Here is a 14,498-nt window from a genome sequence, read left to right as displayed (position 1 = left end):
TATAAATTGTAACAATAGTGTTGTTAATAACATTAAAATGATTTAAAATGCATGTCAGATTTAAAGTCGGACATGCATTTTTAATAGAAATCTTTACATCAAGTTTTTTTTGCTTTATTATGTGAGTTATTGAAAACGTAGTTTAAAGATATTAAGGAGAGTAATTAGTAAACAGTATGGGTAAGTTATTAAAAAATCTCACAAAAAGAGAACTTATGATGGTCATATGTGCTGTGGCATTCATAGTTGTCCAGGTGTGGTTGGAATTGAAAATGCCGGATTACATGAATGAGATCACAAGACTCGTAGAAACCGAAGGTTCAAAGATGAGTGCCATTCTTAAAAATGGTGGTTTAATGCTTCTTTGTGCATTATTCAGTATGTTTGCATCGGTAATTACCGGCTTCTTCGCAGCAAGAGTAGCTTCAGGATTATCGATGGGACTTAGAGAGAAAGTCTTCAAGAAAGTTATGACTTTCAATAATAAGGAGATAGGACAGTTTTCTACATCAAGTCTTATCACAAGAACAACGAATGATATTACACAGATTCAGTTCCTTATTGCTATAGGACTTCAGGCGCTTATCAAAGCACCTATTCATATGGTCTGGGCAATAACAAAGATTTCCAATAAACAGTGGCAGTGGTCGGTTGTAACACTTTGCGCTGTTATGGTAATCCTTATAATGTTCGCAGTAACAGTAATTGTAGCATTTCCAAAGTTCAAGGTTATCCAGAGTCTTACTGATGGAATCAACAGAGTTACAAGAGAAAACCTTATCGGTATAAGAGTAGTAAGAGCTTATAATGCTGAGAACTTCCAGGAGAATAAGTTCGAAGAAGTAAATGATGAACTTACAAAAACACATCTTTTTACAGGTAGAGTAATGGCATTTATCGGACCTACAATGACTATCATCATGTCAGGTATTTCACTTGCTATTTACTGGATAGGTTCATATATCATTGACGGTACTAAAGTTGTGGATGCATCAGGCGTTCCGCAAATGGATGGAGTAGTAAAGAGAATTGATATTTTCTCTGACATGGTTGTTTTTTCATCATATGCGATACAGATCGTTATGTCATTCATGATGCTTTCAATCATGTTTGTAATACTTCCACGAGTTATGGTTTCGGTTAAGCGTGTAAATGAAGTAATAGACACAGATATCAGTATCACAAGCGGTAATACAGATAAAGGTCTTCCGGGTATGGAAGGAACGATCGAGTTTAGAGATGTATCTTTCAAATATCCTGACGGTGGTGATAATGTTCTCCACAAGATTTCATTTACTGCAAATAAAGGTGAAACGGTTGCGATCATCGGTGCTACAGCCAGCGGAAAGAGTTCACTTATAAATCTTATTCCGAGATTCTATGATGCTGACGAAGGTGCTGTTTATGTGGATGGTATCAACGTAAAAGAATATGATATTCATGCTTTAAGAGACAAGATCGGATATATCGGTCAGAAGGCCATTATGTTCTCGGGAACTGTTGCATCAAATGTTGCTTACAGCATTGACAGTCCTTCAGAAGAAGGAATAAAAGAAGCGATTGATATTGCTCAGGCTGAGGAGTTTGTAAGTAAGATGTCGGAAGGCATTGAGTCACCTATTTCTCAGGGCGGAACAAATGTTTCCGGTGGTCAGAGACAGAGATTATCTATAGCAAGAGCAGTTTACAAAAAACCTGAAATATATATCTTCGACGATTCATTCTCTGCGCTTGATTATAAGACAGACAGAATCCTTAGAACCGAACTTAAGAATAAGACAGGAGATGCAACAAAGCTTATTGTTGCACAGAGAATTGGAACTATCAGAGATGCTGATAAGATAATCGTTCTTGAAGACGGTGCTATCGCCGGTATCGGTAAGCACAAGGATCTTATGAAGAATTGTCAGGTATATCAGGAAATAGCATATTCGCAGCTTTCAAAGGAGGAACTTGAAGATGGAAGAGAATAATAAAAATCTCGAGAGACGCCGTCCTCAAGGCGGTCCTCGTAGGCATCCGGGAATGCCGGGAGAGAAAGCTAAGAATAATAAAGCTGCTTTCGGTAAATTATACGGATATATACAAAAACACGTTCCGGCAATAGTAGTAGCAGTAATACTTGGTGGTATCAGTTCTGTAATAGCTGTTATATGTCCGGACAAGCTTTCGGATATAGTTAATGAGATTCAAATCGGACTTGCCGGAGCCTTAAATATAAAGAAGATCAATAACATCTGTATTTTTGTTCTTACAATATTTATACTAAGCTGGATATTCGGTTATATTCAGAACTTCATAATGACAACTGTTACACAGAAAGTAACAAAGTCACTCAGACGTGATATATCACAGAAGATCAACAGAGTACCTCTTAGATATTTCGATAAGACAAGCTTTGGTGATGTACTTTCAAGAGTTACAAATGATGTAGATATGATCGGACAGACTCTTAATCAGAGTATCGGTCAGCTTATATCTTCAGTAACACTTTTCCTTGGATCGTTATTCATGATGTTTATTACAAATGTATGGATGACCCTTGCGGCAATAGCATCAGCAATTATCGGATTTATATTTATGGGACAGATAATGAAGCGTTCCCAGAAATATTTCATAGCTCAGCAGGTTCAGCTTGGTGCTCTTGACGGACACATTGAAGAGATTTACACAGGACATAATGTTGTAAAGGCATATAATGGTGAAGCAAAAGCTGAAAAGACATTCGATGAGTTAAATAATAAACTTTATGAAAGTGCATGGAAGAGCCAGTTTTTCTCAGGTCTTATGATGCCATTTATGGGATTTATCGGAAACCTCGGTTACGTTGCAGTTTGTGTACTTGGTGCGGTTCTTGTTGAGAAGAACAGTATTGGATTCGGAACGATAGTATCATTTATGATCTATATCAGACTCTTCACTCAGCCACTTTCACAGATGGCTCAGGTTTCAACAACTCTTCAGTCAGCTCTTGCAGCCAGCGAAAGAGTATTTGAATTCCTTGATGAAGAGGAAATGGAAAAAGAAGATAATAAGACCAAAAAACTTGATCCTGCAAATATCAAGGGTGAAGTTGAATTCAGACATGTTAAGTTTGGATATGTTCCTGAAAAGACAATCATTCATGATTTCAGTGCTGTAGCAAAGAGCGGACAGAAGGTCGCTATCGTTGGACCTACAGGTGCAGGAAAGACAACTATGGTAAATCTTCTTATGAGATTCTATGAAGTTGATGATGGTGATATTCTTATTGACGGTGTTTCAACAAAGGATATTACAAGAGAGAATGTTCACAGTCTTTTCTGTATGGTACTTCAGGATACATGGTTATTTGAAGGAACACTTAGAGAAAATCTTGCTTACTCTAAGGAAGGTGTTACAGATGAAGAACTTGATGAGGTATGTAAGCGAGTAGGACTTCATCATTTCGTAAGATCACTTCCAAAGGGATATGATACTATGATCAATGAGCAGACATCTCTTTCTGCAGGTCAGAAGCAGCTTGTTACAATAGCAAGAGCAATGATTGAAAATGCACCGCTTCTTATCCTTGATGAAGCGACAAGTTCAGTAGATACAAAAACTGAAATAACTGTTCAGAAGGCTATGGACAAGCTTACAAAGGGAAGGACTTCATTTGTTATTGCACATAGATTATCTACCATAAAGAATGCAGATCTTATCCTTGTTATGAAGGATGGAGATATCTTAGAGACAGGTAATCATGAAGAACTTCTTGCAAAAGACGGATTCTATGCAGATCTTTATAACAGTCAGTTTGAGCAGGCAGTATAGATTTAAAAAGTTGCGTGGTGTCAATGTATTTTGGCACCGCGTTTTACTGTAAGGATACATTAGTGATTTAGTTTATTTAAGAGGCAGTAGACATGGAAGATAGAGAAAAAGTAATACTTGTTGGATTAAATATAGATAAAGATGAAGAGGATTTCAGGCATTCCATGGATGAACTGTCAGGACTCGCTGAGGCTGATTATTTTGATGTGGTTGCTGTGATGACTCAGAATGCGGCTGCAGCCAATAAAAGCACTTATATAGGCAGCGGTAAGGCTGAAGAGCTTAAAAATGCAGTTGAAAGCCTTGAGGTTGATACAGTTATATTTGACGAAACACTCAGTCCTATGATGATAAGGAATTTATCAAATATCCTTGGGATTCCTGTTATGGACCGTACCGGACTTATACTTGATATATTTGCAAGAAGAGCAAATACAAGAGAAGCGAAGCTTCAGGTTGAGTCAGCCAGACTCGAATATATGCTTCCACGACTTGTGGGACTCAGAACAAAGCTTGGAAGACAGGGCGGCGCCAGCGGAAGCATGAGTAACAAAGGTCTCGGTGAGAAGAAGATAGAACTGGACAGACGATATATCGAGAAAAGAAAAGTCGAACTATCTAAAGAACTTGAACGTATCAGACATGAGAGAAGCACTCAAAGAGCCAGAAGAGTAGCCAATAATGAAATGAAATGCGCACTTGTTGGATATACAAATGCAGGAAAGTCATCGCTTATGAACAGGCTTCTCAAATACTCAGACAGAGATGACAGTGTATTTGAAGAGGATATGCTTTTTGCAACTCTTGATACAACTGTAAGAAAGATATCTTATATGAATATGCGTCCTTTCCTTCTGTCAGATACAGTCGGATTTATAGACGAACTTCCGCATACCCTTGTTAAAGCATTCAGATCAACGCTTGAAGAAGTTGTATATTCAGATGTTTTACTTATTATGATTGATTATTCAGATGAAGCATATAAGAAGCATTTAAGCGTTACGGAAGAAACTCTTACTGAGATAGGTGCAGGTGATATTTCGAGAATCTATGTTTACAATAAAGCTGATAAAGTGATAGAAAGCGGCAAAGAAGTGGGTAGCAACAATAAACTGCCATATGTAAATGGAGACAGCATATATATGTCTGTCAAGACCGGCGAAGGAATACCTGAACTAATTCAGTTGATTGAAAAAAAGAGAAATGAAAATGAATCAGAGAAAACATTTCTTATACCATATAAGGATGGCCGAGCATTGGAAGAGATAATGAGAACAGGAAAAGTTCAAGAAATCAACCATAAAGAAGACGGAACATATATAAAAGTTATATGTAATAATGCTATATCCGGGAAGTATTCAAAATACATAATATCTTAATGGAATCTTAAAAAACAGCATATATAGTGTTTACATAACATATGATATTCAAAAATAATCTGTACAAAACGCACATAAAATGTTGGAAATCATATACAAAAAGACGTTGATTTTTTATATGATACATGTTAATATATGAATATCAAATAAATATTTAAAAGATATCATATCAGAATATCTACAGCTTATAAGAGGGGAAGTTGTGGATATTCTGATTTTTTTATTTTTTATATAAAAAAACCGGATGTTTATCCGGTTTTTATATTTTAAAGAGGATGTTTATTCGTTCGTTTTCTTAACAAGATGTTTAGCTATCCAGTTTTCTAAATATTCGTAGACAGTTTCTCTGTCAAGCTCGTTCAGAATCTCATGTCTGTCATCATCGAAAAGTTTACAGCTTACATCAGTTAAACCGGCTTTGACATAATTATTATATACAATCTTAGGACCTTTACCGAAATTACCTACAGGATCTCTGTATCCGGCAACGATAAGTATCGGAAGGTTAGAAGGAACTTTCTTATAAGCATTTTTTCCGGCATCATATATAACAGTTGAAACAAGTGCATTGTATCCGTTAAGTGTAAAAGGAGTTGTGCAGTAAGGATCGTCATAATATTTCTGAACGATAGTTACATCCTTGGTAAGCCAGCTGTTATCGAAATCATTTCCGGTCATATCAAATTCTTTATATGGACCTGAGAATAACATTTGTGTTATGAATTTACTTCTGTGATAAGGACCGTATTTTTTGGTAAGGGCTCCGATAAGAGCAAGACCTGCTTTGGATTTTGCAACATTTTCTTCTCCTGTACCGCAGATTATTGCACCGGAAAGACCTTCTCCATGTTTAGAAATATATTTTCTGAGAAGATATGATCCCATGCTGTGACCGAAGATAAAATACGGAAGAGAAGGATACTTTTTGGTAGCGCCTTTTCGAACTCGGTGAATATCATGTACGAGTATATCTGATGGATGATGATTGGAGATAAATCCCAGCTGGTCAGGAGTAACCGCGGTCTTACCATGTCCTAACTGGTCATGGCCGACAACTACAAATCCTCTCTTAGTTAAATATTCTGCAAATTCATTATATCGGCCCATATGTTCCTGCATACCGTGAACGATCTGAACGATTCCAATCGGAGTCGATGTCGGTTCCCATAAATATGCATGAATCTGATTAAGATCATCGGACGACTCAAATAAAAATTCTTTCATATAAACCCCTTTCTGCTGTTTTTTAAAGTGAATCTCATAGTTTATAAACATAAATACCTAACATAAATATATAACGATACAGGGTGTAAAACAAGGATAAAATACAGTGAAAGATAGCATTGAATATATTTGAAAACAGCAAATTATCAGCGTTGAATACACGGATAAACAAATAAAAGAAATAAAAGAAACAAGATACCTTAGGTATAAGCCACGGCTATAACTATTTCATGGTTATAGGTATTAACACTTACAGAAAAAACTAAATATAATAAGCGTATAAGTTGAACACGCAAAAAACAAAAGAGATTTTTAAATTGTGGAGGTATATATTATGTCAGAATTAAAGGAAAGAAATTTAAAGTTTGAAACATTACAGTTACACGTAGGACAGGAGAAACCGGATCCGGTTACAGATTCAAGAGCAGTTCCTATTTATCTTACTTCATCATATGTTTTCCATAACTCAAAACATGCAGCAGACAGATTTGGTCTTAGAGATGCAGGAAATATTTACGGAAGACTTACAAATCCTACACAGGATATATTTGAACAGAGAATCGCAGCACTTGAAGGTGGTGTTGCAGCACTTGCAGTAGGTTCCGGAGCAGCAGCTATCACATATGCAATTCAGGCAGTAGCTCATGCAGGTGATCATATAATCGCAGCAAAGAATATTTACGGAGGAACATATAACCTCCTTAAGCATACACTTCCTGATTACGGAATCGAAACAACATTCGTTGATCCTTTTGATTATGACGCTTTAGAAGTAGCTTTTAAGGATAATACAAAAGCAGTTGAGATCGAGACACTTGGTAATCCAAACTCTGAAGTAGTAGATATCGAGAGAATCGCACAGATTGCACATGCGCATAATGTTCCACTTATTGTGGACAATACATTTGCAACACCATTCCTTATCAGACCACTGGAATACGGTGCAGATATAGTTATTCATTCAGCAACTAAGTTTATAGGCGGACATGGAACCACAATCGGTGGTGTTATCATAGATGGAGGTAAATTTGATTGGAAGGGAGCCGGAAAACATCCTTGGCTTTATGAGCCAAATGTAAGTTATCATGGTGTAAGCTTTGTAGATGCTGTTGGACCCGCAGCATATGTTACATACATAAGAGCCATTCTTCTCCGTGATACAGGTGCAACACTTTCACCGGTTCATGCATTCATTTTCCTTCAGGGACTTGAGACATTATCCCTTCGTGTGGAAAGACATGTTGAAAATACGCTGAAAGTTGTAGAATTTTTAAGTAAGAATGATAAGGTTGAGAAGATAAATCATCCTTCAATAAGCTCTGACCCTGAACAGCAGAGACTTTACAAGAAGTATCTTCCAAATGGTGGCGGCTCAATCTTTACATTTGAGATTAAGGGCGGCGCTGAGGAAGCACAGAAATTTATCGACGAGTTAAAACTTTTCTCACTCCTTGCAAATGTTGCCGATGTTAAGTCACTGGCTATTCATCCGGCATCAACAACTCATTCTGAGGACAGTCCTGAGGAACTTCTTGATCAGGGTATCAAGCAGAATACAATCAGATTGTCTATAGGAACAGAACATATTGATGACATCATTTATGATTTAAATGAAGCTTTCAGCAAAATCTAAGTAAATGTAATTTGATGAATTGTTATTGTTTTTTCGAATTTCGATTTTTGCATTCAAAAATTAAGTATTATCGAAATTAACAAAAAGGTCTAATGGATTAGATAAACCCTAAAGGTTTTCCGTTAGATCTTTTTTGTTTGGACAATTTAGATAATAGATAATTATTTTGGATTTTCGAAAAAAATATATTGATGGAAATTCAGTTTAACATTTGCAACTGAAAGTAGACAAAAATACATATTCGGATTGGTTGTTTTTATGAGGTGATTTTACTAGAATTATTTACATAAGAACAATCTTTTTAGCACATGAAAAGATTGTTCTTATAATTAATCTCATACCGGTAGAGATTTGTTTGTTGACATGAATACTATGAAAAATGAAAGGAGACTCACTGTGAAAAAAAATTATAGGCGAAGCGATGCAACAGCGGCCTGGTATAGGATTCCGAGAAGATTCAGAATACTGTATCGATATATTTTTGATTTGATATTCAGAAGATAAAAATGTTATCTTCGAATGATGAAAAAATATATGATTATAGAATGAAAATGTTTGTGATCGAATGGTAAAAAGGTCATTGGTGGAAGATAAAAGTATATATTCGTTGGAAAAACCAAAAGTAATTGAATAAGAAGGGGAATTAATATGAAATGTTCAAATTGCGGAAAAGAAATATATTCTGATCAGATGGTTTGCGGATTTTGCGGAAGTCGTAATGTTAATAAGTATAATTTGGATTTAAAAGTCGGAAATTACGGAAGCAGTATCAGCGGAAATAATGGGGATTCTGATTTCGACCCGACTGTCGGATTTGATGATGTTGTTATAAAAACACCAAATCGTACGATGGATTTATACAACGACTCAAATAATAAGAAGAAAAAAAATACTGTTGCAGCACTGATATTTATCGGATTTATTGCCATCGTAGGGTTCGCTGTTTGGTTTGTCTTTAAGAATCGTGAGACTCAGCATGAAAAGATTGTAAAGAAATATTTTGATGCTTATTCATCATTTGATACCGATACCATGTCAGAGTTATGGATTCCAAGAATGATGGAAAAAAGAAATGATGAAGGTGATACATTACTTGAAGCGTATGGTAAGGCCTTTGAAGAGACCAAAAAAGGTGGAGTCAAGATTAAATTTGATGTTAAATTAAAGGTTGCCGGAAAAGTTGATAAGAATCAGGTTGAAAAGATAAAGGCAAAAGAAGCTGATTATTTCGGCAGTGATGATATAAAGATATCAGACCTGAAATATGTGAAGGTAAAAGGTAAAATGAAAATGATCGAGGGGGATAAGACATACTCAAGAGATTACAATAAGAAGTGCATTGTCGGAAAATACAATGGTGAATATAAAATTTACAGAATAGTAGATTGATAGTTTTGATTTATGTTTTTAGTTTTTGGTTTTCTTATTTTTTTTAATTTCTTCAAGTTTGCAAAATAATATATATCGGTATAATATAAAACCACTTGGCTTTAGTCAGGTGGTTTTTTAGATAATGAAGTCTAAAGAACGCATATGATTAATATTAATAAAGAGTATCAGTAAAAAACGAAAGGCAGAAAAGATAAATGCTATATGTTTTAAGACACGGACGAACAGATTGGAATGATGAACATAAACTTCAGGGGAGAACAGATATTCCACTTAATGATACAGGAAGGACTATGGCAGTTAATGCAGGAGAATTATATAAAAATGTGCATTTCGACATCTGCTTTTGCTCACCGCTTATAAGAGCCAGAGAGACGGCTGAGATTTTGCTTAAGGGCCGGAATGTACCTATTGTTTTTGATGACAGACTTCTTGAGATGAGCTTTGGAGAGTTTGAAGGAGTTAAGGATTCATTTGGTCTGGAGGGGTGCCCGATCAATGTAATATTTAAAAATCCTGAGAAGTATACTGAATCTATAGGTGGAGCTGAAACATTTGAGGAGTTGGAGAAAAGAACAGGAGAGTTTCTTAGAGAGAAGGCTCTTCCTCTTCATGAAGAAGGAAAATCAGTCCTTATTGTTGGGCATGGGGCAATGAATTCGAGTATCGTTTCTCAGATAAAAAAACTTCCGAGAGAAGAGTTCTGGAGTGCGGGAATAGAAAACTGTAAATTAATGAAACTTCTATAAAAAATTTTCAGTTTGTGATATAGTAATAATATGGGGTAAAAAATTAAGATGTATTGATGTTATATTATGGGGTTTTCCTTGCTGTTGGATCATATACTCTGCATGAGGGTGATGATCTCAGAGAAGCAATGCGCAGAGCAGATGAAAATATGTATATCAACAAAAAGGATTATTATGAAAAAAATCCTGATAAGAGATATAGATGATCCACAGCAAAATATTAGAATGGTGCAATATATGACAATTCTTTACGATACTTGGCAGGTGTCTTGCCGGTAAGTTTCTTAAAGGCAGCTGTAAATGCGCTTTGTGACGAAAATCCAAGTGAAAATGCGATATCCGAAATAGAATAATCAGAACGCTTAAGCATATTCTTGGCTGTATTTATTTTTACAGAAAGAATATAAGATTTTACAGGAATTCCGATTTCCTTAGAGAAAATCTTAGAGAAATAGCTTGGGTTAAGATTTTCATTTTTTGAAAGCTGCTCAAGTGTGATCTGGTCATGAAGATGATCATAAATGTAATCAATTGCATGGCGGACATATACGGAATAGTTATTCTTGATATTAAGTTTTTTCATCCTTGTTGCAAAATCTATATGTGCCTGTTCCAAAAGGTCGATGATCTTCTCAGTTGTTTTACATTCGTCGGCGGCAAAAATATAAATATCACTTATAGTATAAGCTTCGTCATGAGGCATACCTGCATTGAGACATATTCTTGCGATAACGCCAACGGATACTACAAAATGATACATGCAGTTTCTGAGCGGGTTCTTAGAGAGAGTACCTTTTCCTTTGAAGAAATCTTTACGTATTTCTTTGAAATTCTCTTTAACCTTTTCAACATCGCCATTCTTGATATCTTCATATCTGGAAAATTCTCTTTTGATATCCGTTCTGACAAAAGCTTCTTCACGTTGTATATATAATCTATAAATTAGTTCTTTTCCTGTATCCATAGTGCATTCCTCTTTTTTTCAAACAATTATTATTTTAATAAGTTTTGAAAATAAAACCATTATTGATATAACTGTAGTTTTAGCAAGAGCAATAATTAGTAAACCAATTATACAATAAAATAACTATTTAGACTATATTTTTGTAAAAAAAATAAATATCTTGATAAAGTATTAAGCTGAAAGTTAATATAATTACTCTAATTGGGCAAAAAATAGTCTTATCTGCGGGGGATTAACAACTTAATTCTATAGATTGTATCGATAACCTGCGTATGTCCGGTCTGTTTATCTTTTATCTAAGACATAATCAGCTTTTGGTACAATTTTATATGTAAATGAGATTTGGAGGTAAATCTCAAAGACAAATATTTTATGTGTTTGGAGGGTGTAGAATATGAAAGATAGTGCAAATATTTCACACAGAAAAGCAAGAGAAGTGATCAGAGTTTTTAATGCTGATGGAACTCCGGCTGCGGGAAAGAAAATAAAGGTTAAGCAGACAAGACACAGCTTCCTTTTTGGATGCGGTTCATTCGATTTTATTCCATATGTGATGAATAAGGATGAAGAGCATAAAGAACTTGTAGATACTTGGCAGGAAATATTTAATTACGGTACACTTCCTTTTTACTGGGGACAATATGAACCTGAAGAAGGAAAGCCGAATTTCGAAGCGCTTATGGCAACTGCCAAATTTATGAAAAGTCAAGGTATAACTGTTAAAGGTCATCCGCTTTGTTGGCATACAGTATGTGCAGACTGGCTTATGAAATATGATAATGAGACTATTCTCAAGAAACAGCTTGAAAGAATCGACAGAGAAGTAACTTCATATAAGGGCGTCATCGATATGTGGGATGTTATAAATGAAGTTGTGATCATGCCTATTTTTGATAAATACGACAATGCTGTTACAAGAATTTGTAAAGATAAAGGAAGAGTTAAACTCATCAAAACTGTATTTGATGAGGCTTATAAGATGAATCCGGATGCGGTGCTTCTCCTTAATGATTTCAATACATCTATCAGCTATGAGATTCTTATTGATGGATGTCTTGAAGCAGGAGTTCCTATAAGTGCTATAGGTATTCAGTCACATCAGCATCAGGGATATTGGGGAGCCAAGAAAGTTTATGAAGTTCTTGAGAGATTTTCTCATTTTGGCTTACCTATTCATTTTACTGAGAATACACTTATCTCGGGAGATATAATACCGGCATATATTGAAGATCTTAATGACTGGCAGGTTGAAGACTGGCCGACAACTCCGGAAGGAGAAGAAAGACAGGCTCGCGAGATTGAAGAGATGTATAGAATACTTTTTGAAAATCCGCTTGTTCAGGCTATTACAACCTGGGACTACAGAGACGGTGCATGGCTTGGAGCACCAAGTGGTTTCGTAAGAAAAGATAATTCTAAGAAGCCTTCATTTGAAATGCTTAAGAAACTTACTCATGAAGAGTGGTGGACAGATACAGAGATTACAACAGATGATAATGGTGTCGCTGAAGTTGATGTATTTAAGGGTGATTATAAATTAATAGTTGATGATCACGAAGAGGCAGCAACTTTCGTTGAAGCAGGCAAAAAAGAAATTAGGTTATAATTTTATTTCGTTTATGGGGAGGTTATCCCGGTCCTGTTAAGGACCGGGATTTTTTAATTTTGTAAAAAATCTTAATAGCTGTAGACAGTAGAATAGTGTTATAATTTTTAGGTTGAAATTAGAACGAAACGGAGATTAAGCAAAATGTTGAAATACTTAAATTCTTACTTACAACCAATAACAGTCGCATGTATGCTTTTTCCGGCGATTGCAGCGGTATTTACATTGCCATTTGTCATAAGACATTACAGAAAATTCGGTGGCATAGCAATAATGAGAACAGTTATTGTTTATTCATTTATTCTTTATTGTATGTGTACATTCCTTTTGACGGTACTGCCACTTCCTTCAAGAGAAGCAGTACTTGCCATGCCGAAACACGGTATCGGATGGATACCATATGAAGATATGGTTCAAGGAATGAAGAAGTGCGGCATTTCATTTTCAAATTTATTCGATGCAGGTGCATGGAAAGCATTTTTCAAATGCAGCGATTTCCTTCAAGTGCTTTGTAATATCGTAATGACGATACCACTTGGGTTGTATCTCAGATATTATTTTAAATTTACATTTAGAGAAACAGTGCTTATGGGATTTTGCGCAAGCCTTTTCTTCGAAGTTACTCAGTATACAGGACTTTACGGAATTTATCCAAAGGCATATCGATTTACGGAAATGGATGATCTGATCAACAATACTCTTGGGGCGGCTATTGGTTTTCTTATAGAGCCACTGATAGCCTTTTTCCTTCCTAAGCGAGATGAGATTGATAGAATCTCATATAAGAAGGGAGAACGAGTAACATTTTTACGAAGAGTATATGCATTTATAATAGATATATTATTCTTTAATTTTATATTTGCGTTAATGGAATTTACGATCATTCCTACAAGCGCTGTTTCACTCAGAACCACTATTCTTGCATGGACAGGAACAATGATACTGTATTATCTTATTATTCCTTGCTTTATGAAGGGCAGAACTTTTGGACAGAAAATGCTAAAGCTTAAAATTGTTTCCGAAAATGGTGAAAAGGCAAAATGGCGCCAGGTCATCGGAAGAAACTTTTTGCTTTACGGTATTGAATATATGCTTGTAAGTATAAATGGTGTATGCATTGCAAACTTTATATCTGCACTGGTTACAAGAAGCAATACATTTTATGTTATGTTCATTTTGGGAACGGTAAGTTTTGTACCGCTTATCCTTGAAATAATACTTGTACTTAGATGTGTAAAAAAATATAATCAGACTCCGCATAGCCACTACAGCCATACAAAGGAAATTGCTTACGGTCGAAAAGTGATGGAAAAATTCGATGTTGAAGAGGCTGAAAAGTCATCGCTTTGTGATTAATAAACAATTTAATCCGCTAGAAATGAGTCAATACACTATTAATTCAAATAATCCGAATTTTAGTGTTAACGTGGGGGTTGAATACAAGGCAAATAGAGTAAAGTTTTTGTCAGTTTAATAAAAAAATAAAGAGAGAGTATCAAGCCTCTTTGATATAATGATTTTGACCAAAAAACCCAAAACAAGGAGGAAGATACTCTCATGAACATTGTAGCACTATTGGAAGGATTAGTTAATAGTTTAGTTGAGGCTGAAGAAAGATTTTTGAAAGACCCTATGGATTTCAGATCCCTGGAAGTATCAGCTAAGGCATCTACTGAGGCATTTGCTGCCGGATTTCTTGGTGAAGTGCTTTCAAGTGTTAATAAACATATATCAGAAAGCGATTGGCGAAAAGGCAGAT

Annotated in this window: 12 protein-coding genes; 10 read left to right on the top strand and 2 right to left on the bottom strand. The window is 35.5% G+C overall.

Features of this window, described 5'->3' with window-relative positions; all coding sequences use genetic code 11:
• The first annotated feature begins 176 nt into the window (after positions 1–176).
• The 3 genes from B5D25_RS08445 to hflX all read left to right on the top strand — a co-directional run bounded on the left by B5D25_RS08445 (position 177) and on the right by hflX (position 5,174).
• The gene (locus B5D25_RS08445; RefSeq protein WP_078787532.1) at positions 177–1,973 is read left to right on the top strand and encodes an ABC transporter ATP-binding protein; all 1,797 of its coding nucleotides are present in this window, start codon (positions 177–179) and stop codon (positions 1,971–1,973) included.
• Positions 1,960–3,795 (top strand): ABC transporter ATP-binding protein, encoded by a 1,836-nt coding sequence (locus B5D25_RS08440; protein WP_078787531.1) that lies wholly within the window; start codon positions 1,960–1,962, stop codon positions 3,793–3,795. Before B5D25_RS08445 ends, B5D25_RS08440 begins: the two co-directional genes overlap by 14 nt.
• 92 nt (positions 3,796–3,887) lie before the next feature.
• Positions 3,888–5,174, top strand: coding sequence for a GTPase HflX (gene hflX / locus B5D25_RS08435; protein WP_078787530.1), 1,287 nt, complete (start codon positions 3,888–3,890; stop codon positions 5,172–5,174).
• Between the two features lie 279 nt (positions 5,175–5,453).
• Here the strand turns inward: hflX and B5D25_RS08430 are convergent, their stop codons facing one another.
• Positions 5,454–6,398, bottom strand: a complete 945-nt coding sequence (locus B5D25_RS08430) for an alpha/beta fold hydrolase (RefSeq protein WP_159444122.1) — start codon at positions 6,396–6,398, stop codon at positions 5,454–5,456.
• A 334-nt stretch (positions 6,399–6,732) separates the two neighbouring features.
• On the opposite strand from B5D25_RS08430, the gene B5D25_RS08425 reads away from it, so the two are divergent.
• The 4 genes from B5D25_RS08425 to B5D25_RS12870 all read left to right on the top strand — a co-directional run bounded on the left by B5D25_RS08425 (position 6,733) and on the right by B5D25_RS12870 (position 10,375).
• Positions 6,733–8,031 (top strand): O-acetylhomoserine aminocarboxypropyltransferase/cysteine synthase family protein, encoded by a 1,299-nt coding sequence (locus B5D25_RS08425; protein ID WP_078787528.1) that lies wholly within the window; start codon positions 6,733–6,735, stop codon positions 8,029–8,031.
• Between the two features lie 648 nt (positions 8,032–8,679).
• Positions 8,680–9,420: a zinc ribbon domain-containing protein gene (locus tag B5D25_RS08420; RefSeq protein ID WP_078787527.1), complete on the top strand. Its 741-nt coding sequence runs from the start codon at positions 8,680–8,682 to the stop codon at positions 9,418–9,420.
• 197 nt (positions 9,421–9,617) lie between these two features.
• Complete coding sequence (locus B5D25_RS08415; RefSeq protein WP_078787526.1) at positions 9,618–10,169, top strand: histidine phosphatase family protein; 552 nt, start codon at positions 9,618–9,620, stop codon at positions 10,167–10,169.
• Between the two features lie 56 nt (positions 10,170–10,225).
• On the top strand, positions 10,226–10,375 hold the full coding sequence (locus tag B5D25_RS12870; RefSeq protein WP_159444121.1) for a hypothetical protein: 150 nt from the start codon (positions 10,226–10,228) through the stop codon (positions 10,373–10,375).
• 14 nt (positions 10,376–10,389) lie between these two features.
• Here the strand turns inward: B5D25_RS12870 and B5D25_RS08410 are convergent, their stop codons facing one another.
• Positions 10,390–11,133, bottom strand: a complete 744-nt coding sequence (locus tag B5D25_RS08410) for a helix-turn-helix domain-containing protein (RefSeq protein WP_078787525.1) — start codon at positions 11,131–11,133, stop codon at positions 10,390–10,392.
• Between the two features lie 394 nt (positions 11,134–11,527).
• On the opposite strand from B5D25_RS08410, the gene B5D25_RS08405 reads away from it, so the two are divergent.
• The 3 genes from B5D25_RS08405 to B5D25_RS08395 form a co-directional block, all read left to right on the top strand.
• Positions 11,528–12,739, top strand: coding sequence for an endo-1,4-beta-xylanase (locus B5D25_RS08405; RefSeq protein WP_078787524.1), 1,212 nt, complete (start codon positions 11,528–11,530; stop codon positions 12,737–12,739).
• A 144-nt stretch (positions 12,740–12,883) separates the two neighbouring features.
• The gene (locus B5D25_RS08400; protein ID WP_078787523.1) at positions 12,884–14,095 is read left to right on the top strand and encodes a VanZ family protein; all 1,212 of its coding nucleotides are present in this window, start codon (positions 12,884–12,886) and stop codon (positions 14,093–14,095) included.
• Between the two features lie 201 nt (positions 14,096–14,296).
• Positions 14,297–14,498 (top strand): hypothetical protein (locus B5D25_RS08395; protein ID WP_341465078.1); only part of this gene is annotated, 202 nt, incomplete at its 3' end.

The sequence above is a fragment of the Eubacterium ruminantium genome, assembly GCF_900167085.1.
GTDB lineage: Bacteria > Bacillota > Clostridia > Lachnospirales > Lachnospiraceae > Eubacterium_Q > Eubacterium_Q ruminantium.
Note: the sequence above shows the minus strand (reverse complement) of the source record. Positions and strands in the feature narration are given on the sequence as shown.

Bases quoted from the DNA above. Each gene is read 5' to 3' on its own strand.
- B5D25_RS08445 (WP_078787532.1), top strand. From the start codon at position 177: ATGGGTAAGTTATTAAAAAATCTCACAAAAAGAGAACTTATGATGGTC.
- B5D25_RS08440 (WP_078787531.1), top strand. From the start codon at position 1,960: ATGGAAGAGAATAATAAAAATCTCGAGAGACGCCGTCCTCAAGGCGGT.
- hflX (WP_078787530.1), top strand. From the start codon at position 3,888: ATGGAAGATAGAGAAAAAGTAATACTTGTTGGATTAAATATAGATAAA.
- B5D25_RS08430 (WP_159444122.1), bottom strand. From the start codon at position 6,398: ATGAAAGAATTTTTATTTGAGTCGTCCGATGATCTTAATCAGATTCAT.
- B5D25_RS08425 (WP_078787528.1), top strand. From the start codon at position 6,733: ATGTCAGAATTAAAGGAAAGAAATTTAAAGTTTGAAACATTACAGTTA.
- B5D25_RS08420 (WP_078787527.1), top strand. From the start codon at position 8,680: ATGAAATGTTCAAATTGCGGAAAAGAAATATATTCTGATCAGATGGTT.
- B5D25_RS08415 (WP_078787526.1), top strand. From the start codon at position 9,618: ATGCTATATGTTTTAAGACACGGACGAACAGATTGGAATGATGAACAT.
- B5D25_RS12870 (WP_159444121.1), top strand. From the start codon at position 10,226: ATGTTATATTATGGGGTTTTCCTTGCTGTTGGATCATATACTCTGCAT.
- B5D25_RS08410 (WP_078787525.1), bottom strand. From the start codon at position 11,133: ATGGATACAGGAAAAGAACTAATTTATAGATTATATATACAACGTGAA.
- B5D25_RS08405 (WP_078787524.1), top strand. From the start codon at position 11,528: ATGAAAGATAGTGCAAATATTTCACACAGAAAAGCAAGAGAAGTGATC.
- B5D25_RS08400 (WP_078787523.1), top strand. From the start codon at position 12,884: ATGTTGAAATACTTAAATTCTTACTTACAACCAATAACAGTCGCATGT.